At 31.2% G+C, this 21463-nt stretch carries 19 protein-coding genes; 10 read left to right on the top strand and 9 right to left on the bottom strand.

Annotated features, from left to right (window positions below):
* The 5 genes from ITB9_RS02080 to ychF form a co-directional block, all read right to left on the bottom strand.
* On the bottom strand, positions 1-1041 hold the full coding sequence (locus ITB9_RS02080) for a hypothetical protein (RefSeq protein WP_054850935.1): 1041 nt from the start codon (positions 1039-1041) through the stop codon (positions 1-3).
* Positions 1042-1131: 90 nt separating this feature from the next.
* Entirely contained in the window at positions 1132-3819 is a 2688-nt protein-coding gene (locus tag ITB9_RS02075; protein ID WP_054850934.1) for a DNA gyrase/topoisomerase IV subunit A, read from the bottom strand.
* On the bottom strand, positions 3820-5679 hold the full coding sequence (locus ITB9_RS02070; RefSeq protein WP_054850933.1) for a DNA topoisomerase IV subunit B: 1860 nt from the start codon (positions 5677-5679) through the stop codon (positions 3820-3822). It lies immediately after the preceding gene.
* 112 nt (positions 5680-5791) lie between these two features.
* Positions 5792-6250, bottom strand: coding sequence for an SRPBCC family protein (locus ITB9_RS02065; RefSeq protein WP_054850932.1), 459 nt, complete (start codon positions 6248-6250; stop codon positions 5792-5794).
* Between the two features lie 73 nt (positions 6251-6323).
* Complete coding sequence (ychF, locus tag ITB9_RS02060) at positions 6324-7418, bottom strand: redox-regulated ATPase YchF (protein WP_054850931.1); 1095 nt, start codon at positions 7416-7418, stop codon at positions 6324-6326.
* 227 nt (positions 7419-7645) lie between these two features.
* On the opposite strand from ychF, the gene ITB9_RS02055 reads away from it, so the two are divergent.
* The gene (locus ITB9_RS02055) at positions 7646-10405 is read left to right on the top strand and encodes a TonB-dependent receptor (protein WP_054850930.1); all 2760 of its coding nucleotides are present in this window, start codon (positions 7646-7648) and stop codon (positions 10403-10405) included.
* 100 nt (positions 10406-10505) lie between these two features.
* On the opposite strand, the gene ITB9_RS02050 is transcribed toward ITB9_RS02055, so the two are convergent.
* Positions 10506-10859, bottom strand: coding sequence for a 4Fe-4S dicluster domain-containing protein (locus ITB9_RS02050; RefSeq protein WP_028289826.1), 354 nt, complete (start codon positions 10857-10859; stop codon positions 10506-10508).
* 76 nt (positions 10860-10935) lie between these two features.
* Between ITB9_RS02050 and ITB9_RS02045 the strand changes: the two genes are divergently transcribed.
* From ITB9_RS02045 to ITB9_RS02005, 9 genes are all read left to right on the top strand, one after another.
* On the top strand, positions 10936-11997 hold the full coding sequence (locus ITB9_RS02045; protein WP_054850980.1) for an acyl-CoA reductase: 1062 nt from the start codon (positions 10936-10938) through the stop codon (positions 11995-11997).
* 109 nt (positions 11998-12106) lie between these two features.
* Positions 12107-13168 (top strand): 3-phosphoserine/phosphohydroxythreonine transaminase, encoded by a 1062-nt coding sequence (gene serC, locus ITB9_RS02040; protein WP_054850929.1) that lies wholly within the window; start codon positions 12107-12109, stop codon positions 13166-13168.
* 82 nt (positions 13169-13250) lie between these two features.
* Positions 13251-14207, top strand: a complete 957-nt coding sequence (locus ITB9_RS02035; protein ID WP_054850928.1) for a D-2-hydroxyacid dehydrogenase — start codon at positions 13251-13253, stop codon at positions 14205-14207.
* A gap of 123 nt (positions 14208-14330) precedes the next feature.
* On the top strand, positions 14331-14966 hold the full coding sequence (locus tag ITB9_RS02030; RefSeq protein ID WP_028289830.1) for a DUF937 domain-containing protein: 636 nt from the start codon (positions 14331-14333) through the stop codon (positions 14964-14966).
* Positions 14967-15067: 101 nt separating this feature from the next.
* On the top strand, positions 15068-15499 hold the full coding sequence (locus ITB9_RS02025; protein ID WP_054850927.1) for a DUF6146 family protein: 432 nt from the start codon (positions 15068-15070) through the stop codon (positions 15497-15499).
* A gap of 36 nt (positions 15500-15535) precedes the next feature.
* The gene (locus tag ITB9_RS02020; protein WP_054850926.1) at positions 15536-16027 is read left to right on the top strand and encodes a DUF6787 family protein; all 492 of its coding nucleotides are present in this window, start codon (positions 15536-15538) and stop codon (positions 16025-16027) included.
* Positions 16028-16366, top strand: a complete 339-nt coding sequence (locus tag ITB9_RS02015) for a hypothetical protein (RefSeq protein WP_054850925.1) — start codon at positions 16028-16030, stop codon at positions 16364-16366.
* A 31-nt stretch (positions 16367-16397) separates the two neighbouring features.
* A complete protein-coding gene (locus ITB9_RS02010) occupies positions 16398-18797 on the top strand; it encodes a TonB-dependent receptor domain-containing protein (RefSeq protein WP_054850924.1) in 2400 nt (799 codons plus the stop codon).
* A gap of 15 nt (positions 18798-18812) precedes the next feature.
* Positions 18813-19394 carry a hypothetical protein gene (locus ITB9_RS02005; protein ID WP_054850923.1) on the top strand — a complete coding sequence of 194 codons (582 nt, stop codon included), beginning with the start codon at positions 18813-18815 and terminating at the stop codon, positions 19392-19394.
* A gap of 35 nt (positions 19395-19429) precedes the next feature.
* Here the strand turns inward: ITB9_RS02005 and ITB9_RS15765 are convergent, their stop codons facing one another.
* From ITB9_RS15765 to ITB9_RS01995, 3 genes are read right to left on the bottom strand one after another with little or no spacing between them, the layout of a single operon-like run.
* Positions 19430-19825, bottom strand: a complete 396-nt coding sequence (locus tag ITB9_RS15765; protein WP_261975535.1) for an AraC family transcriptional regulator — start codon at positions 19823-19825, stop codon at positions 19430-19432.
* A 42-nt stretch (positions 19826-19867) separates the two neighbouring features.
* Positions 19868-20206, bottom strand: a complete 339-nt coding sequence (locus ITB9_RS15760) for a hypothetical protein (protein WP_261975534.1) — start codon at positions 20204-20206, stop codon at positions 19868-19870.
* 51 nt (positions 20207-20257) lie between these two features.
* Positions 20258-21394: an MFS transporter gene (locus ITB9_RS01995; RefSeq protein WP_054850922.1), complete on the bottom strand. Its 1137-nt coding sequence runs from the start codon at positions 21392-21394 to the stop codon at positions 20258-20260.
* Positions 21395-21463: the final 69 nt, after the last annotated feature.

Genomic DNA, 21463 nt, shown 5'->3' with positions numbered 1-21463 from the left:
TTATTTTGATAAATATACAGAAGAAGCTGCTGCTAAACTATTATTAATAAAAGGCGCAATATTACCTCCTGATTCAAAATTATTAAAAGCTAAAATTTGTCCTCCACCATTACCAGCTTCTGCAATATAAACGGTTTGTGTTGTTGCGTCATAAGCTACATCTACTGGATTACCCATTAATGTTGCTGATCCCGAAACTCTAACTTGCTGATCTAAAGCTAAAGTTGCTCCTTCAGAAAGCGTGTTAAATTTATTTGTAAAATCTTCTATATAATGGAATCCTCCATCATCTTGACCATTTGAGGCCTCTCCAATATCAGTCAAAATCATGACGTCTGATTGTGCATCATAAGTTAAACCATGAGTTCTAACTATACCTTCAACAGCTATAGTTTTTGTAACACTTAAAGATGTATCTGTTGTATTATTTAAAAAGTCTGTAAATACCGCTAATTGATTTGTGACATCAACTATAGCAAATAAATCATCACCTTTAAAGGTAATGCCCCAAAGTTTAAAATCTGTTATTATAGTGTTTCTTAAAGTTATATTATTACCTGATTTACTGTAAATAAAAAGTCGTCCATCTGGTGTAGTAGTATCACCATCTACATCTGCATTATCTGCAACAACAATTAAATTACCATTAACTGCTACTTCCCTAGGACTCTCCATATCATTAGTTCCGTCTGCATCCACATTTATTGTGGTACCTGAAGTTAAAATACTAGTAGTATTATAACCTTCTAAACCTAAATCTGACCTTGACGCTTGTAGTAAAAAATCTTCATCTTGATTATAATACACACCATCTGCTGCTAAACTTGCAGTTATTAAAGTTGATGTTGTTACAGCACTTTGATCTGTTACATCATAGATGGTAATATTTCCGTCAGAATTATTTGAAGCATATAATTGTACGGAAGCTAATTGTTGGTCATCCATAGATACAGAATTATCATCATCATCACTGCATGATAATAATGAAACAGTTGTAAATAGGGAAAAAATTGTGATTTTTGTTAATCTTGTTGTTTTCATAAAAGTTAAATATTTATTGGTTTTGCTGTACTTACGTAAACAACAAAAACAAGGTTTTAAATATTTAACATTTTATGATTTACTTAACAATTAAAACAAACTAGCTTGACCTTTGTCGTCAGCATCATTATCTTCATTATCATTAGATTTAGTTTCTTTTTCTGCGGATTTAGTAGTTTCAGAATTATTTTCTTTTTTGTCTGAAATTACTTCTTCATCATTTACTTCAACTATCTCTGCTGCAACTTCTTCTGGCGATTCAAAAGGTATTGGATCTAATAAATTAATGGCATTTACTTTATCTTTAGTTAATTGGTTTCCTAAAGCTGAAATCCCTTTAATAGCAATAAATTCTTCTAAATTAACCTCTTCATTATCCTTTCTATCTTTACCTCTTTCTTTTGAAAATACTATTTCAGCAACTGGTATCCAGTCGGTAGAGACAATTTCTAATTGCGAGTTAGGATGATCTGTTATAAATAATTCTTCTTTATTTTCATTTTCAATTAAAAAACGTTTAACGTAATATCGTTCTTTATCTCCATCAAAATATACTGCGGAAATCGGTTTTTTTGGAATCCATTTTTCCATGATAATCATATCACTATCAAAATGTAAAGTCACTTCTGGAGTTACTGTCTTTACTATACCTTTTTGATTGATTAACAACAGTTTATCCTCTCCTTTAAATTCGCCAATCAACTCTCCCCTACCATCAACATTAATACGTTGTACAGTCTCGTCAAACCAAATTTTACGAGGTTTTAAAGTAGAAATTCCTTTCTCTTTTAAGTCTACAGATTTGATAGCATATTTAGTCACCAAATTACCTTTAGAAGCACGTCCTTTAATTAAAATATCAGCAAAATCTAAATCCCATTTCAACTTTTTAACACTTCCAACTTGGCGTAAACTTATTGCCACTACTTCTGCTTCACCATTAGGATTAGCTGAAAAATACCAAGCTTTAGAGCCTTTATTGCCATTAGTTAAATCGTAAAGTTTATCACGTGTCATTGCAGTTACCGCAAAACGCTTAACATAGGATGGACCTTTACTTCCATCACGATAAATCATATTATAAATGGTACGCTTATCCTTCTTTTTAAAAACCGCTACATGTATGATATTTTTACCAATAAAGGTTTTGCTATCCACTTTAGTAACCATCATTTTACCATCTGCAGTAAAAGCAATAATATCATCAATATCACTACAATCACATACATATTCATCACGACGCAAAGACGTACCTAAGAAGCCTTCTGCTCTATTGACGTATAATTTTGTATTACGAATAACCACTTTGGTAGCATCAACATCCTCAAAAGCTCGTAATTCTGTTTTACGTTCTCTACCTTCACCATATTCCTTTTTTAATCTAGTAAAATACGCAATTGCATACTCTATTAAATTTGCTAAATGGTGCTTTACTTCGGCAATTTGTTCTTCTAAAGCATCAATTTTTTGTTGAGCTTTATCAATATCAAACTTTGAAATACGCTTAATACGAATTTCTGTCAATCTTGTTATATCTTCAACAGTAACAGCACGTTTTAGATGCTTAATATGAGGTTTTAAACCTTTATCTATAGCTTCAATTACACCTTCCCAAGTTTCTTCTTCTTCAATGTCACGATAGATACGGTTTTCTATAAAAATACGTTCTAAACTCGCAAAATGCCATTGTTCTTCAAACTCTCCAAGCTTAATTTCCAGCTCCTGTTTTAATAACTGAACCGTATTATCTGTACTACGACGCAACATGTCAGTAACACCTATAAATAGTGGTTTATTATCTTCAATAACACAGCCTAAAGGCGAAATTGAAGACTCACATGCAGTAAACGCATATAATGCATCTATAGTTTTGTCTGGAGATAATCCTGAAGGTAAATGAATTAGTATTTCTACTTCAGCAGATGTATTATCTTCAATTTTTTTAATTTTTATTTTTCCTTTGTCGTTAGCCTTTAAAATAGAATCTATTAGTGATGATGTTGTTGTCCCAAAAGGCAACTCATTTATCACTAAAGTATTTTTATCTAATTGATTAATCTTGGCACGACAACGTATTTTTCCACCACGTAATCCATCATTATATTGACTACAATCTGCAATTCCTCCTGTTGGAAAATCTGGTACTAATGTAAAGCGTTTACCTTGTAAATGTTTTACTGAAGCATCTATAAGCTCAATAAAGTTATGAGGTAAAATTTTGGTTGACAAACCTACAGCAATACCTTCTCCACCTTGGGCTAACAATAACGGAAACATTACTGGTAAATTTACAGGCTCTTTACGACGACCATCATAAGAGGCTTGCCATTCAGTAATTTTAGGGTTATAAACAACGTCTAAACCAAATTTTGATATTCTGGCTTCAATATATCTTGAGGCTGCAGCACGATCTCCTGTTAAGATGTTTCCCCAGTTACCTTGGGTATCTATAAGCAAATCTTTTTGACCAATTTGAACCATAGCATCAGCAATACTAGCATCACCATGTGGATGATACTGCATCGTATGACCTACAATATTTGCTACTTTATTGTAACGTCCATCGTCTAAATCTTTCATTGAATGCATGATACGACGTTGTACAGGTTTAAAACCATCTTCAATAGCTGGTACTGCACGTTCTAGAATTACGTAAGATGCGTAATCCAAAAACCACTCTTTATACATACCAGTAATTCTGGTAATGGTTTCTTGAGGTTCTTGGTTTTCTAAATTATCTAAATTGTCGTTGGTTAGGTCGTCGTTGTCTTCTGCCATTTATTTACTTTCCTCAATTAAATCAAGTTCTACTTTAAGATTATCTATTATAAATTCTTGTCTTTTAGGTGTGTTTTTTCCCATGTAAAAGGATAACAGTTCTTCAATAGACATGTTGTCGTCTAACATTACAGGATCTAATCTAATATCCTCACCAATAAAATGGACAAATTCGTCTGGACTAATTTCACCTAATCCTTTAAATCGAGTAATTTCTGGTTTAGGTTTTAATTTTTCAATTGCATCTACACGTTCTTGTTCTGAGTAACAATAGATGGTTTCTTTTTTATTTCGAACCCTAAATAATGGTGTTTGTAAAATATACAAATGTCCTTCTTTAATGACTTCTGGAAAAAATTGCAAAAAGAAGGTTATTAATAACAACCTAATGTGCATTCCATCTACATCGGCATCTGTTGCTATTACTACATTGTTATATCTTAAATCTTCTAAGGATTCTTCAATATTTAAAGCTGCTTGAAGTAGGTTAAACTCTTCATTTTCATATACAATCTTTTTTGTTAATCCATAACAGTTTAAAGGTTTTCCTTTAAGACTAAAAACCGCTTGAGTATTTACATCTCTAGATTTTGTGATACTTCCTGATGCCGAGTCTCCCTCTGTTATAAACAGTGTACTTTCTAAGTTACGTTCGTTTTTTGTGTCTCCAAAATGCACACGACAATCACGCAATTTTTTGTTATGCAAGCTGGCTTTTTTAGCTCTATCTTTAGCTAATTTACGTATTCCTGATAGTTCCTTACGCTCTCTTTCGGCCTGTAATATTTTACGCTGTAATTTATCTGCTGTTTCTGGATTTTTATGCAAATAATTGTCTAAATATGTTTTTAGAAAGTCCGTTACATAAGTACGTACAGTTGGAAGCTCTCCTCCCATATCTGTAGATCCTAATTTTGTTTTGGTTTGACTTTCAAAAACAGGCTCCATTACCTTTATTGCGACTGCACTAACCACAGATTTACGTATATCTGAGGCATCATATTGTTTACCAAAAAAGTCTCTAATAGTTTTGACTAAACCTTCTCTGAAGGCATTTAAGTGCGTACCACCTTGCGTGGTGTTTTGACCGTTTACAAAACTATTATACTCTTCGCTATATTGTGTTTTACTATGTGTAATTGCTACTTCAATATCATCACCACGTAAATGAATGATGGGATATAGTAGGTCGGTTTCGGCTATTTTTTCGGCTAATAAATCTTTTAAACCGTTTTCACTATAAAATTTTTCTCCATTAAAAACTATAGTTAAACCTGGATTTAAATAGACATAATTTTTAAGCATTTTAACTACATATTCTGGTCTAAATTTGTAGTTTTTAAATATTAAATCATCAGGAACAAAAGATACTTTGGTACCTTTACGTCTACTGGTCTCTTCTAAAAATTCTTGATTTACAAGATTACCTTGCTCAAAGTCTGCAGAAGCACTTTTACCATCTCTAGAAGATTCCACTCTAAAATAAGAAGACAATGCATTAACCGCTTTAGTACCTACACCATTTAATCCAACAGATTTTTTAAAAGCTTTGCTATCATACTTTCCTCCTGTATTCATTTTAGATACTACATCTACAACTTTACCTAGAGGAATACCACGACCATAATCGCGTACAATAACCTTACTACCTTGAATGGAAATTTCGATGGTTTTACCTGCTCCCATAACAAACTCGTCAATAGAGTTATCTAATACTTCTTTTACTAGAATATATATACCATCATCTGGAGAAGAACCATCACCAAGCTTACCAATATACATACCAGGACGCATACGTATATGCTCTTTCCAGTCTAGTGATCGTATATTGTCTTCGGTATATTTAGTTTGTTCTGACATATGGTTTTGGTACAATTTAGAGATACTGTGCTAATATAATATAACACATTAAAAAATGAAACACTGACTTAATAAAGTAATTAACAATAGATAATTTATCCGATTAAAAACCTCATTTTTCAAGTATTTCTGCCTTGATTTTTAAACTTTTATTTCTTGTATTAAGTAAATTGGACATGTATTTTTTTAAAAATAAAACATTTGCAATTTTGCCTAAAACTCCAAAAGGGGATTTAAAATAAAATTTGTCTACCATTATTGTTTTATTGTTTTGAACAGAAAAAATATGCTCATGTTTAAAACTTTTAAACACTCCTGAAACCATTTCGTCAACAAAATAATTAGGTGAATTAAATTGTGTTATTTTTGATGTTAGCTGTTGTTTAACACCAAAATGAAACGCTTCCCAAGTTACAGTTTCTCCTAGTTCAATTAAGCCAGATGTTTTACCAGCAATAGCTTTTTCTTTTGAATGTTTTAGTGACTCTGTATGAAAATCTATATTTCTTGACAAATCAAAACACGTTTTGATATCTGCATCAATTATAGTTTCAAGTGTTATTAATGGCATGATGTAAATATATACAAAAACGCCATAATGACTAACATCATTATGGCGTTTAAATGTTATTGTAATAATTTATTTACACGTTAAATAAGAAATGCATTACATCTCCATCTTTAACTATATAGTTTTTACCTTCTACACGCATCTTACCAGCTTCTTTAACCTTTGCTTCACTTCCAAACTCTACATAATCATTGTAACCAATAACTTCTGCACGAATAAAACCTTTTTCAAAATCTGTGTGAATAACTCCTGCTGCCTGTGGACCAGTAGCACCAACATTTACGGTCCATGCTCTAACCTCTTTAACACCAGCTGTAAAATACGTTTGTTGGTTTAATAATTTATAAGCTGATCTAATTAATTTAGCTGCACCTGGCTCTTCTAAACCTATATCTGCAAGAAACATTTGACGCTCTTCGTAATCATCTAACTCGTTAATATCTGCTTCTGTACCAACAGCTAAAACTAACACTTCAGCGTTTTCATCTTTAACTGCTTCTTTAACTAAATCCACATATTGATTACCCGAAACAGCACTACCTTCATCTACATTACAAACATACATTACTGGTTTGTCGGTAATTAATTGAGACGGTTTGACGTAATCTTTATAATCTTCTTCTGAAAATTCAATAGCTCTAACAGATACTCCTGCTTCTAAAGCTTCTTTAATTTTAAGCAAAACAGCTTCTTCTGCTTGAGCTTCTTTATTTCCAGTTTTAGCAGCACGTTTTACTTTATCTAATTTTTTATCTACAGTTTCTAAATCTTTTAGCTGTAATTCCATGTCAATAGTTTCCTTATCTCTAATTGGATTTACATTACCATCAACATGTACAATATTGTCATTATCAAAACAACGCAAAACATGTAAGATAGCGTCAGTTTCTCTAATATTAGCTAAAAACTGATTCCCTAAACCTTCTCCTTTACTAGCACCTTTAACTAATCCTGCTATATCTACAATCTCTACAGTTGCTGGTATTACACGTTCTGGATTAACTAAACTTTCTAATTTTTCTAATCTTGGATCTGGTACGTTAACGACTCCAATGTTTGGTTCTATAGTACAAAATGGAAAGTTTGCACTTTGCGCTTTTGCATTAGACAAACAATTAAATAAGGTTGATTTACCAACGTTAGGCAATCCTACAATTCCTGCTTTCATTTACTAAAAATTTATCACAAATTAAGGATGCAAATATAGCACTATATGATTAACTATTTCTCACTTAACAAGAATTAAATACAACTAAAGCTAAATTTTGTTTTAACTAAAAAATTAACCTAAACCTTACATTATCAACAAGTTTAAAACTAAAATTGTAAGAATATTAATGTGAATTGTTACATTTTTAATATAAATTAGCAGTAATTAACCAAAATTTTATTTAAATGATAAAAAAACTGAAAATTATGTTTTTGCTACTATTTACTGTAGCATTTGCACAAGCACAAACTGGTGTTACTGGGACAGTGACAGACATTAATGGCTACGGAATACCAACCGTTAATGTTGTTGAAAAAGGAACATCAAACGGAACCACAACGGATTTTGATGGAAATTACACACTTAATGTTTCTGATGGAGCTGTATTGGTGTTTAGCTATGTTGGCTATGAAACTAAAGAACTAAGTGTTGACAACACAACCAACTTTAATGTCACACTAACTAGTGGAGAAGCTTTAGACGAAGTTGTATTGGTTGGATCCAGAACAGCTCCTAGAAGTAACGTCAATAGTGCACTACCTATTGATGTTGTTGGAGTCAAAGAATTAACTTCTACTGGACAACCTACATTTGATAAGGCCTTACAGTACAGAATACCCTCTTTCAACACTGTACAAACACCTGTTAATGACGCTACATCCTTATTAGATCCTTATGAAATTAGAAACATGGGACCAAGTAGAACATTAATTTTAATTAACGGGAAACGAAAAAACTTAAGTGCTTTATTATACACACAAACTTCTCCTGGACGTGGAGAAACTGGTGCAGACATCTCTGCAATACCTACTGATGCTATCAAAAGAGTAGAAATACTTCGTGATGGTGCCTCAGCACAATATGGGTCTGATGCTATTGCTGGTGTAATGAATATAATACTTAAAGACAACGCAAATTTTGGTTCTGCAACCTTAAGAAGCGGAATTACAAGCGAAGGTGACGGAGAAATGATTGGTATTGCAGTAAACAATGGATCTATAATTGGAGATAATAAAGGTTTTATTAACTATACTATTGATTTTTCTAAAACTAATTTAGCTAATAGACCAGGAACGGTTGATGCTGAAGGAGAAGCTGGTGATTTTGGAGCAGACCTTGCAGATGTACAGGAGTTTTTAAGTAGAAATCCAGATGCTAATAACATAAATGGTTCTCCTGAAACTGCAGCGTCTAAATTTTTAATTAACTCTGGATTAGATTTAAATGATAATACAGATCTTTATTTTAATGCTGCATATGTATATAAGCGAGTTAATAGTTTTGCTAATTATAGAACACCATACTGGAGAACAGTTGATGAATATCCATATCTAGCAGATTTTTTCCCTGGAGAAAACCCTAATAATGCAGGAGGTTATGATGGATACGTTCCTACTTTTGAAGGACTGTTAAACGATTACAACGGAACTGTTGGAATTAAAACTAAAATTAATGATTGGAATATTGATTTAAGTTATACTACTGGTGGAAATACACAAACTTACACCGTTAGTCAATCTCATAACAGAAATGAAGTGTATGGCGTAAGCTATAATCCAGAAACAGATGAATTTGAAGCAACACCATTATATCAAGCTAACAGTCAACAATCTTTTGATCCAGGAGGAACTAAATTTACTCATAATGTTGGTAACATAGATATTTCCAGAGTACTATCTGACAAAGTTAGTATTGGATTTGGTGCTGAATTTAGAAATGAAACCTTTGAAGTTATTGAAGGAGAATTAGCATCTTATGATGGTGGTGGTGCAGATTCGTTTGCTGGAAATAGCCCTGAAAATTCAGGAAAATTTAACCGTTATAATATTGGTGGATATTTCTCTTTAGACTATGATGTTAGTGATGCTTTTTTATTAAGCGGAACTATTAGAACTGAAAATTACTCAGACTTTGGTAATACTTTTGTTTACAAATTCAGTACTCGCTACAAATTAACAGACAATTTGACTGCAAGAGCTTCAGTTTCTTCAGGATTTAGAGCACCAACATTACATCAAATTTACACACAAAAAGCTCAATACAGCTTTATCCCTGGACAAGGAATACAAGTTGGAGGTTTAATTAATAACGTCTCCACTCAAGCAAAGCTATTAGGTATTCCTGAATTAGATGCAGAGACTTCAAACAATTTCACAATTGGATTTGGTGGTAAATTAGCTAATAATTTAACTTTTACGGTTGATTATTATAACATATCTGTAGAAGACAGAATTGTATTAGGTTCAGAAATAAGTGCTACAGGAGATCCAACTAATCCATTAGATATTTTACTAACTAACAATAACCTAAGCGATGTTAGTTTTTTCTCTAATGCAATAGACACACGTACCTCAGGAATAGATCTAGTATTAAGCAAAAAAAATATAAGTATTGGTGAAGGTGACTTAGATTTAAACTTATCTGGTAACTATACAATTCAAAACGAAAGAGATGGTGATGTTAAAGACATTGCTTTAGTCGCAAATGCAGGACAGTCTGTTGTAAACGCAACTCAAGAAGCTTTGTTTTTCACTTCTAGACCAAAGTCTAAATGGATTTTAGGTGCAAATTATGATATTAACAAATTTGGTTTCTCATTAAATAACACCTATTTTGGTAAAACCACTTTTAAACAACAAGGTATGAGTGATGATTTAAGAACAGAGTTTATACCTAAAATAGTAACAGATTTAGGTATAAATTATAATGCTTCAGAAAAATTAACACTGTCGTTAAACGTTAACAACCTATTAAATGTGTTACCTGAATGGGAATTTAAAGCCGAAAATGCAGCTGGTGAAGCTATTTTAGCAGATCCTGCAGCTACAAAAAACCAATCTAACTTAATTACATTTAATCAACGTTACTCTCAAATGACTTATGATGGTTACCATTTTAGTCAACTTGGGACAATGTTTAATTTATCTTTAAACTATAAGTTTTAAAAAACTAACCCTCTAACTAAAACCAAAAAAAGCAACTCAATTTTGAGTTGCTTTTTTAATTTTAATATAAAGGATTAAGCTAAAGCTTAGGTTTTATAATTTATCCGTTTGGATGCATAAATTTTTGTTTTCCTAACAATACATCTTCCGCTTCAACATTGTCGTCATCAGGTACACAACAATCTACAGGACAAACAGCAGCACACTGTGGTTCTTCATGAAAACCTACACACTCTGTACATTTGTCAGGTACAATATAATATATCTCATCACTTATTGGTTCTTGTGCTTCGTCTGCATCAACTTCTTTTCCGTTAGGCAATACTAAACTTCCGTCAAGACTTGTTCCATCTTTATATCTCCAATCGTCAGCACCTTCGTAAATTGCAGTATTAGGGCATTCAGGCTCACAAGCTCCACAATTAATACATTCATCTGTTATAATAATAGCCATATTGTAATTTTTCTTTTTGGTTTACTTAACTTTGTGGTGCAAAAATAAAGCCAAAAAAGGTGTTATACAAATAATAATGAGCAACAAAGATTACATATTAGAAGCTTTTGTAAAATTAGGTCAATTTATTAGTCAATTTTCTTCAGAAGGAATTACTAAAAATGAAACCATTCCGCATAACGATTTGTTTTTTGATGGTTTTAAACATCAAATCAAATTAGCCAACGAATATAACGGTTGGTTTACACGAAAAAACATACAATTTGCATTAGATGGTTGGAGTAAACAATTATCTGAAGATAATCTTAAACAATGGATTAAAGATTATAATTTTAGCGATGTACAACCAAAAACGGTTGCTATTATTATGGCTGGAAATATTCCTTTGGTTGGTTTTCATGACTTTTTAAGTGTTTTAATAACAGGTCATAATGTATTAGTTAAGCAGTCCTCCAATGACAAACATCTACTACCCTTTTTAGCTAAGTATTTAGAAACTGTAGCTCCAGAATTAAAAGGAAGTATCAGATTTACTGAAGATAAATTAGAAAATTACGATGCAGTTATTGCAACAGGAAGCAATAACACAGCACGCTATTTTGACTACTATTTTAAAGACAAACCATCAATAATAAGAAAAAACAGAAATTCGGCAGCCATATTAACAGGTCACGAAACCTCAGAACAGTTAGATTTGTTGTCTGAAGACATTTTTAGATATTATGGTTTAGGATGCCGAAACGTATCAAAACTATTTGTCCCTAAAAACTATAATTTTGATGCTTTTTTTGAAGCCATGTATAAATGGAATCCTATTATTAACGAAGCCAAATACGCTAATAATTACGACTATAATAAAGCTGTATATTTAATGAGCGAATTTGACATGTTGGAAAATGGTTTTTTAATGATAAAAGAAGACCAAAGTTATGCCTCACCAATTGCTACTGTTTTTTATGAATTTTATGATTCAACTGAAGCTTTACAGCAAAAAATTAAAACTGACAAAGACCTAATACAATGTATAGTCGCTAGTGGCTTTGATGATAATGAAATTCCGTTTGGTAAAACTCAAAAACCCGAGCTTTCAGATTATGCAGATGATGTGGATACCATTACATTTTTATTAAAAATCTAGTTAATAAATTATTATATTCTTAACTTAAATTAGTACAATAATTATCACCTTTGTTAATTGTAAAAAAATAAAACATAATTTCTGTTAAACAGAAACAAAATTTGTAACCATGCAAAGACATAATTTTAGCGCAGGACCATGCGTTTTACCACAAGAAGTATTACAAAAAGCATCACAAGCTTTATTAGATTTTGACAACGGTTTATCTTTAATTGAAATATCCCACAGAAGCAAGGCTTTTGTTGATGTTATGGAACAAGCTAGAGCCTTAGCTTTAGAGTTATTAGGCTTAGAAGGCAAAGGTTATAAAGCATTGTTTTTACAAGGTGGAGCTAGCACACAATTTTTAATGGTAGCTCAAAATTTACTAGAAAAAAAAGCTGCTTATTTAAATACAGGAACTTGGTCTGACAAAGCTATAAAAGAAGCAAAAATATTTGATGATATAACAGAAGTTGCCTCATCTAAATCAGCAAATTTCAACTATATACCAAAAGGATTTGATATACCTGAAGATCATGATTATTTTCATTTAACTTCAAATAACACCATATTTGGTACACAAATTAAAAACTTTCCTAAATCACCTATTCCATTAGTTTGTGATATGAGTAGTGATATTTTTTCACGTACATTAGACTTCTCTCAATTTGATTTAATTTATGCTGGAGCTCAAAAAAACATGGGACCAGCTGGTACAACTTTAGTAGTTGTTAAAGAGAATATATTAGGAAAAGTTTCTCGTAAAATTCCATCAATGTTAGATTATAAAGTACACATTGACAAAAGTAGTATGTTTAATACTCCTCCTGTTTTTGCTGTATACACATCAATGCTAACCTTACAATGGTTAAAAGATTTAGGTGGAATTACTGCTATCGAGAAAGAAAACGAGAAAAAATCTCGTTTAATGTATTCTGAAATTGATTTAAACCCATTATTCAAAGGGTTTGCTGCAAAAGAAGACCGTTCTGACATGAATGCAACATTTACATTAACCAATGACGATTTAAAAGATACTTTTGACACCATGTGGAAAGAAGCAGGAATTAATGGCTTAAATGGTCACAGAAGTGTTGGAGGATACAGAGCAAGCATGTATAACGCATTGTCTTTAGACAGTGTAAAAGTACTTGTTGAAGTTATGAGTGAACTTGAAAGTAAAGCCTAATTAACAGTTTTAATAACTGTAATATTTAAAATAAATTAACTAAAGCTAAATATTAAACATTTTAGCTTTAAACCTTAAAAAAATGAAAGTATTAGCAAACGATGGTGTATCACAAAGCGGAATTGATGCATTAGAAGCAGCAGGATTTGAAGTCAGTACAACAACCGTTGCTCAAGAACAATTAATTAATTACATCAACGAGAAAAACATTACTGTACTTCTTGTTAGAAGTGCAACAACAGTAAGAAAAGACTTGATTGATGCATGTCCAGAATTAAAAATCATTGGTCGTGGTGGTGTTGGTATGGATAATATAGATGTTGAATATGCTAGAGAAAAAGGATTACACGTAATCAATACTCCTGCAGCTTCATCACAATCTGTAGCAGAGTTAGTATTTGCTCACCTTTATGGTGGTGTTAGGTTTTTACATGATGCTAACAGAAACATGCCTTTAGATGGAGATTCTCAGTTTAAAAAACTAAAGAAAAACTATGCAAAGGGAGTTGAATTAAGAGGAAAAACTCTTGGTGTTGTAGGATTTGGACGTATTGGACAGGAAGTTGCCAAAATTGGATTAGGTGTTGGAATGAAAGTTATAGCTGCCGATAAATTTATTGAAGCAGCAGATGTTAAAGTAGACTTTTTTGATGGACAATCTGTAAGTTTCAATATTAAAACACAATCTATGGATGAAGTTTTAAAGCAATCTGACTTTGTAACATTACATGTACCAGCACAAGAAGATTACATAATTGATAAAGCACAGTTTGACAACATGAAAGATGGATCTGCTATTATAAATGCAGCAAGAGGTGGTGTTGTTAATGAAGTAGAGTTAGTTAACGCATTAGAAAGCGGTAAATTAGCTTTTGCTGGTTTAGATACTTTTCAAAACGAACCTACTCCTGCTGTACAATTATTAATGAATGGTAGAATATCTTTAACGCCTCACATTGGTGCAGCAACCAATGAAGCTCAAGATAGAATCGGAACAGAATTAGCTACACAAATTAAAAACATACTTTTAAACGGATAAATCATTGTTTTTATCGATGTTTTATAAAGTGTTTGATATATTGAAAGCCACATTGTTAAAATGTGGCTTTTTTTTGTAATTTTAAAATATCAAAAATTAAATAACCTATTAAACTTTTATAAAATGGCAGGAATTTTAGACTTACTAAACTCAGATTTAGGAAAAACAATTATCAGTGGTGTTTCAGGATCAACAGGAACTGATCAAGACAGAACAGGAAGCGTATTAACTATGGCTTTACCTGTATTAATGAAAGCAATGGAACGTAATGCTTCAACACCAGAAGGTGCAGAAGGATTATTAGGAGCTATTAAAGGAAAACACGATGGTGGAATATTAGATAATTTAGGAGACCTTTTTGGAGGTGGAGTAAATGAAGAAGTAGTAAATGATGGTGATAAAATTTTAGGTCACGTATTAGGTGCTAAAAGAAATGGTGTTGAGCAAGTTATTGGTCAAAAATCTGGATTAGACTCTGGTGCTGTTGGAAATATATTAAAAGTTGCAGCTCCTATTTTAATGGGTGTTTTAGGTAAACAAGCCTCACAAAGTAATGTAAGTTCTACAAACGGTTTAAGTGGATTATTAGGTGGATTACTTGGTGGTAGCGAAACTAAAAACGAACAAAGCTTTTTAGAAAAAATATTAGATGCAGATGGTGATGGTAGTGTAATTGACGATGTAGCAGGAATGGTATTAGGTGGAGGATCTAAAAAAGGTGGACTTGGAGGTTTACTAGGAGGTCTTTTCGGAAAATAAAATCCAAATTACAAAGTATGTATTTAAAAGCCAAACTCATGTTTGGCTTTTTTATTTGATACAAGTATAAATATTTTGTATTTTTAGTAAAACATCTTGTTATGAAAAACACACTATTTGTAATAACTATCATATTAATAGCCTTTAGTTGTGGTACGCCAAAACATATAACTAATACAGATAAAGGTGCAGTTAAAGTTGGAGACACAATTACACTGTCTAGTCAAGAAACAGAGTATGATATTATAATTATAGAACCTGGTTTTAATGCATGGCTAAATAGTATAGCACAACCAGAAGGATATTACTCTCAACAATATCTTGAAAATAAAAACTTATTTTATGTTAACGAGTGGAACAGTCGCGTAAGACAGCCACAACGTTTTAGCCCAAGTCTTTACGAATTAAATATAGACTATCAATCCAATATTGATTATGGCTATGAGGTTAATTATAAACTATATAACTACTTTGTTTACTTTCAAAATAGATATAAACAAAATCTTTTAGGTGGTCGGATTCCTCTTAATTAAAGGCTTTTCAATATATTTGCAACGACAAAAATTGAAATGAATACATTTAAAACACGTTGGGAAATCCAACAAAATTGGCAGCTCCTATTCCCTATTTTAGGTTTTTTAGCCCTACTCTATTCTAGCTATAAATTAGCTAACCTATTAATTAACAGTAATTTGTTGTTAGTTATTATCTGTACAATTGTCATCACTTTTGGTTTACTAAAATTCATTTTATTTCTTTTTAAAAAGCTAGAAAATAAATGGGAAGTAGATTATAAATGGGAAATGATTCGCATTTTTATGGTATTTGCTGCCACAGGAAGCTCTTCTGTATTTATTGGAAGACCAATAATTGAATGGTTAGGAATTACTAAAGAAAACTTAAATGTTTTTGTCTATTGGATATTATATATTATTATTGGCCTTATTTTTTATCAAATCTTATTGGTTTGTTTTGGCTGGTTAGCTGGTCAACATAAATTCTTTTGGGAATTTGAAAAGAAAATGATTAGACGATTTGGATTAGGAAAATTTGTAGATTAATTGAAGCATAACCAACAGGAACAGTATTTTTTATTAAAATATATAGCAGTAGTTTTACTATTAGCTATATTGCTTCCGTCTGCGGTTAAGTTTACGCATGTTTTTGAAGATCATAAGCACGAGGTGTGTACAGATTATTCAACTAACCACATGCATGAAATTGATTTAGAATGCGAATTTTTCAAATTTAAACTCAGTACACAATATTATACACTTTTAGAGAATTTCGATTTAATAATCGAAGACAACTTCTTTAAAATTAAAGATACATATTATAACTTTCAGTTTAATTATCAGCAATTATCTTACTCTCTTCGAGGACCTCCATTTGTAGTTTAAAATAAGTCTTTTTTAAACTAATTTTTTTACGATGAAATATTTTATATCGATTTTGTGCTTCTCTGTTTTCAGTTTTGTACAAAGTCAAAATTGCAGTTCTACATTTTCTGGAGAAGTGCATGATTTTCATGATGGTACGCCAATAATAAATGCTACTATTTTTATTGAAAATCTTAACAAGTATACTACTACTGATGTTAACGGACAGTTTTCTATTAATGACCTATGTAACGACGTTATTAAAATAGAGGTCTCTCATTTAGCTTGCGAAACCAAAAAAATGGACGTAACTATTGATGGTGACACCTATTTAGAAATAAATCTAGAACATCATATTGAAGCGTTAAGTGAAGTTGAAGTTAAAGGTGTTAACACCTCTAAATTAACCAAAACTACTCAAGAAACAATTCTAAAATCCGAAACCATTGACCGTTTTAGCTCTCTTAATTTAGGTGATGCTTTAAAACAAGTTAGTGGTGTATCCTCTATAAATACTGGTAGCACAATTGTAAAACCGGTTATTAATGGATTACATAGTAGCAGAATTATTGTTATGACTAATGGTGTTAGGCTACAAGACCAAGAATGGGGAATTGAGCATGCACCAAACATTGATTTAAATACAGCAGGAAGTATTAACGTTATCAAAGGTGCAAATGCTTTAGCCTATGGTGGAGACGCTATTGGTGGAGTTATTGTTGCTAAGCCTTCAAAAATTAGTTTAAAAGATTCGCTTTACGGTAAAACAATTATTACAGGTCATAGTAATGGTAGAGGTTATAATCTAAACTCTTCTTTAACTAAAACGTATAAAAAAGGTTGGTATTTAGGTGCTCAAGCTTCATTAAAACGTTTTGGTGATTTTGAGGCAACTGATTATAGCTTAACCAATACAGGTTTAAACACTAAAGGGTTTTCTGTAAATGGTGGTTTTAAAACTTTTGAAAAAGGGTTTAATATATCTTATAGTTATTTAGATAACGAAATAGGTATTTTAAGATCATCACACATAGGAAACGTTAATGATTTAGTAAACGCTATAAATAGCCCTGAACCTTCTGTTATTGAAGATTTTAGTTATGATATTAACGCTCCAAAACAAGAAGTTACACATCAAATCTTTAAAACCGAATTTTATAAACGTTTTAAAAAATTTGGACGTGTAGACATTCAGTATGACTATCAAAACAACCATCGCTATGAGTATGATATTCGTGTTGGAGATGATAAAGACAAGCCAGCTGTAGATTTAACATTAAAAACGCATACTTTAAAAACTAATGTGAAATTAGATTCTAAAAGTAATGTGACCTACCAATTTGGTGTAAATGCAAGTTTTCAGAATAATTTTGCAGACCCAACAACTGGTGTCAGACGTTTAATACCTGATTATGACAAATATGATTTAGGTACTTATGTTATTTCGTCTTTAAGACTAAATAATGATATTAATTTAGACTTTGGCTTACGTTATGACTTTAATCAAATTAATGCTAAAAAATTCTATAGAACAAGTAGTTGGGAAGAACGTGGTTATGACACAGATTTTCCAGATCTTGTTATAGATGATTTAGGCACACAATTACTAGTAAATCCAGTTTTAAATTACCATAATATATCTGCTTCTGCAGGAATATCTTATAAATTAAATGACAATAGTAATTTCATTTTTAATTATGGTTTATCAAATAGAGCGCCTAATGCTTCCGAGTTGTTTAGTGATGGTTTACACCACTCTGCAGCAAGAATTGAATTAGGAGACTTACGTATTAAGCAAGAAACATCCAATCGTGTTTCTGGTACGTATAACTATATAAACGAAGCATTAACATTAAACTTTGAAGCATTTTATAATCACATAAGCGATTATATTTTTATAGAGCCAACAGGAACAACACAAACCATACGTGGTGCGTTTCCGGTTTGGAGTTATAATCAAACCAATGCTAGTTTATATGGATTGGATCTAACAGCTAATTATAGCTTTAATAACCAATGGTATATAAATAATAAGTCGTCTTTTATAAAAGGAAGAGATTTAACTAGAAATGATGCTTTAATTGATATGCCTTCAACAAAAACTGTAAATAGTATTGGCTATACAAATAAAAAATGGCTGAATTTAAATACCGAATTACAAAGCGAACTGGTTTTTAGACAGAATGATTATCCAAACAATAATTTTGAAGTCTACAACCCTACAACTGATCAAATGGTATTGGTAGATGTAAGTACTACACCTCCAACCTATCATTTATTACACTTACAAAGTAATATAACATTAAATATATCTGAAAAAACCAATTTAAATATTGGACTAAACATTACTAATATATTTAATACAGATTACCGAGAAAACCTAAATAGATCAAGATATTTTGCTGATGATCTAGGAAGAAATATTATGTTACAATTAAAATTAAATTATTAACACAAAACACTAAAAATGAAAAATTTAAAACAATTATCTCTTATTTTATTAGCAGCTATTGCATTTGTATCATGCTCTAACGATGATGATGCTACAGACAACCCAGTACCTGTAAATGAAGAGGAAGTTATCACAACTTTAACAGCTACATTAACTCCAGTTGGTGGAGGAACAGAAATTACTTTACAAAAACAAGATTCAGATGGTGATGATGGTCCAGATGATGCGGTAATTACAGTATCTTCTCCATTAGCAATTGGCACAACTTATAATGTAAGCTTAGAGTTATTAAATGAAACAGAAAGTCCTGCTGAATCAATTAATGAAGAAATTGAAGAAGAGGATGATGAGCACCAATTTTTTTACACAGCATCAGGAGATGTAGCAACATTTGCTTATTTAGATTTTGATGGTGACGGAAATCCATTAGGTTTAGAATTTACTTTAACAACTGCTGATGTTGCATCAACAGGAAACATTACAATAGTGTTAAAGCACTTACCAAACAAGTCTGGTGAAGGCGTAAGTGATGGTGATAGTACTAATGCTGGTGGAGAAACAGATGTTATGGCTATTTTCCCTGTAGTAGTAGAGTAATTTCTATTATTTAATAAAAAAATATCCCGTAAAATTTACGGGATATTTTTTTTATAATCTGTTTTGAAAATGGTTGGACTAACACCAACATTTTTTTTAAAAAACCTTGAAAAACTACTAACCGAATCAAAGTCCAGTAAATAAGCTAATTCTTTAGTCGTTATTTCGCTTTTAATAAGTCTTCGTTTTGCTTCAGTTACTTGTCGCTGTTGTATGATTTGCTTAGCTGTAAGGTTTAATTTTTCTTTTAAAATTTGATTTAATCTTTTAGTGCTTATTCCAATTTTATTAGCATAAAATAAGGCTTTAGTTTGATTTAAAAACTCTGTTTCCATAAGTTCTAAAAACTGAAACACCCTTTTTTGGTTTAATTCTTGATCTAGAAACTGATTGTTTTGATATCGTATTAAATGTAAAATTAAAACCTTCAAAACTGTTTTAAACATTATATAAGAGGCCTCTTTATTATTATATTAAGTTTTAAGTAAACCTATAATACTTTGTACTTGCTTAATTTCTACTAATTTGTTTAAAATAAACTTTGGGTATTTATTAAATAATGACATGACATCTAAAGCATATTCAATATTATCTTCATCTATTAAATCACGTTCAAAATTTATTAAAAGACCTTCAGATGTAGTGAAAACCTCTTGTTTAAACACTTCATTTAAAGGTTTAAAATGAATAATCATCTGGTTATTATCTGCTAAATGAAAGTAAATTCCCATAGAAGCATCTGATAGTAATTGGTTATTACTTTCAAATTGTTCAACAATTATAATTTTACTATTCCACTGCTCTGTCTTCATTTACTTTTAACTCTACTTCAAAAGTAAGAAGATTTTTCTCATATTTAATACTTAGTTTTTTTTTGAAAAAAGAAAGAATAAAACACTTCCAATTATTGCTGCCAATCCTGCTGAAATTGCATAGATTGCAGTATAATTATTAGAAACATACTCTATAAATGTAGATAAAAATTGCCCTCCAAACACACCCATTGAAAATAATCCTAAGTTTTTACCTTGAGTTTTTAAGGTACTTACCTCTAACATCATATGATTTAATAATGGAATTGTAAATCCAAAACCAATACCAATAAAAATAGTAGTTAGCACCAAAAACGGTAGACTTAGTTTTGTAGATAATACTAAATAGCCTAGCATAAAAAAAACAAATCCTATGGTTACAGTTTTACTCTCTCCAAAAGCACTTACCATTTTAGGCATTTGGCTTGCTGTAATAATAGCTATTACAGATATAAAAGCCATTAAATATCCTGTTTCTGACTCTGTAAAACCAAAAGAATTTGGTAAGTATATGGGTAAAGTTACAAAACCAACAAAAAACAACATCATAGCTAAAAGTGACGCTATAAATATTAGGTTTACCTGTCTTGTGTTCCTTTTGTTTACGTTTGTATCCGTTGTTATATTCTGTGATCTAAATTTAGTTTTTGGCAATGTTTTAACGACCAAAAACAAACAAATAATAGCTACTAAATAAATATAAAAAGGAAATTGCCAATGTATTTGACCTAATACACCACCAATAGCTAAAAACACAACACCTCCTAGCTCTATAGACATGCCTTGCCAAGCAATCATTTTTATTCTAGCTTCTCCCGTAAAGAAATCTGCAATATAAGCTGTGACTGATACTTGTATAGCAACAGTTGCTGCATCAAGTAAAATGCGATCTAATATTAATATATAATTATTGGTAATAAACGCACCAATAAAACCTAATACTGCATATGGTATAAGTCCTAAGCTTAAAAGTTTAATTGTACCTAATTTAGGTAATAATCGTCCTATTATTGGTGCAAAAAGAACAACGCCTAGTGATGGTAAAGTAATTAACCAGCTAGGTGAAAATGCTAAACTTTTATGTTGTGCTATACCTGATAATGAAGGCGCAATAACTGTACCTACCATTATGGTTAAACTACTAACAAATAGTAGTGTAAAAATCCCAAAGTTTGATATTTGTTTCATATTACAAATTTCAGGTTATTGCCAAACTTAACGTTTACAACACATCTAATTACGTGTGCAAATATGGAA

It is taken from the genome of Olleya sp. ITB9 (genome assembly GCF_001315805.1).
Classification (GTDB): domain Bacteria; phylum Bacteroidota; class Bacteroidia; order Flavobacteriales; family Flavobacteriaceae; genus Olleya; species Olleya sediminilitoris.
This window is presented reverse-complemented; position numbering and strand designations above follow the sequence as displayed.

What these genes read in the sequence shown, in the direction of transcription:
- ITB9_RS02080 (WP_054850935.1), bottom strand. Translation starts at nt 1,041, where the DNA reads ATGAAAACAACAAGATTAACAAAAATCACAATTTTTTCCCTATTTACA.
- ITB9_RS02075 (WP_054850934.1), bottom strand. Translation starts at nt 3,819, where the DNA reads ATGGCAGAAGACAACGACGACCTAACCAACGACAATTTAGATAATTTA.
- ITB9_RS02070 (WP_054850933.1), bottom strand. Translation starts at nt 5,679, where the DNA reads ATGTCAGAACAAACTAAATATACCGAAGACAATATACGATCACTAGAC.
- ITB9_RS02065 (WP_054850932.1), bottom strand. Translation starts at nt 6,250, where the DNA reads ATGCCATTAATAACACTTGAAACTATAATTGATGCAGATATCAAAACG.
- ychF (WP_054850931.1), bottom strand. Translation starts at nt 7,418, where the DNA reads ATGAAAGCAGGAATTGTAGGATTGCCTAACGTTGGTAAATCAACCTTA.
- ITB9_RS02055 (WP_054850930.1), top strand. Translation starts at nt 7,646, where the DNA reads ATGATAAAAAAACTGAAAATTATGTTTTTGCTACTATTTACTGTAGCA.
- ITB9_RS02050 (WP_028289826.1), bottom strand. Translation starts at nt 10,859, where the DNA reads ATGGCTATTATTATAACAGATGAATGTATTAATTGTGGAGCTTGTGAG.
- ITB9_RS02045 (WP_054850980.1), top strand. Translation starts at nt 10,936, where the DNA reads ATGAGCAACAAAGATTACATATTAGAAGCTTTTGTAAAATTAGGTCAA.
- serC (WP_054850929.1), top strand. Translation starts at nt 12,107, where the DNA reads ATGCAAAGACATAATTTTAGCGCAGGACCATGCGTTTTACCACAAGAA.
- ITB9_RS02035 (WP_054850928.1), top strand. Translation starts at nt 13,251, where the DNA reads ATGAAAGTATTAGCAAACGATGGTGTATCACAAAGCGGAATTGATGCA.
- ITB9_RS02030 (WP_028289830.1), top strand. Translation starts at nt 14,331, where the DNA reads ATGGCAGGAATTTTAGACTTACTAAACTCAGATTTAGGAAAAACAATT.
- ITB9_RS02025 (WP_054850927.1), top strand. Translation starts at nt 15,068, where the DNA reads ATGAAAAACACACTATTTGTAATAACTATCATATTAATAGCCTTTAGT.
- ITB9_RS02020 (WP_054850926.1), top strand. Translation starts at nt 15,536, where the DNA reads ATGAATACATTTAAAACACGTTGGGAAATCCAACAAAATTGGCAGCTC.
- ITB9_RS02010 (WP_054850924.1), top strand. Translation starts at nt 16,398, where the DNA reads ATGAAATATTTTATATCGATTTTGTGCTTCTCTGTTTTCAGTTTTGTA.
- ITB9_RS02005 (WP_054850923.1), top strand. Translation starts at nt 18,813, where the DNA reads ATGAAAAATTTAAAACAATTATCTCTTATTTTATTAGCAGCTATTGCA.
- ITB9_RS15760 (WP_261975534.1), bottom strand. Translation starts at nt 20,206, where the DNA reads ATGAAGACAGAGCAGTGGAATAGTAAAATTATAATTGTTGAACAATTT.
- ITB9_RS01995 (WP_054850922.1), bottom strand. Translation starts at nt 21,394, where the DNA reads ATGAAACAAATATCAAACTTTGGGATTTTTACACTACTATTTGTTAGT.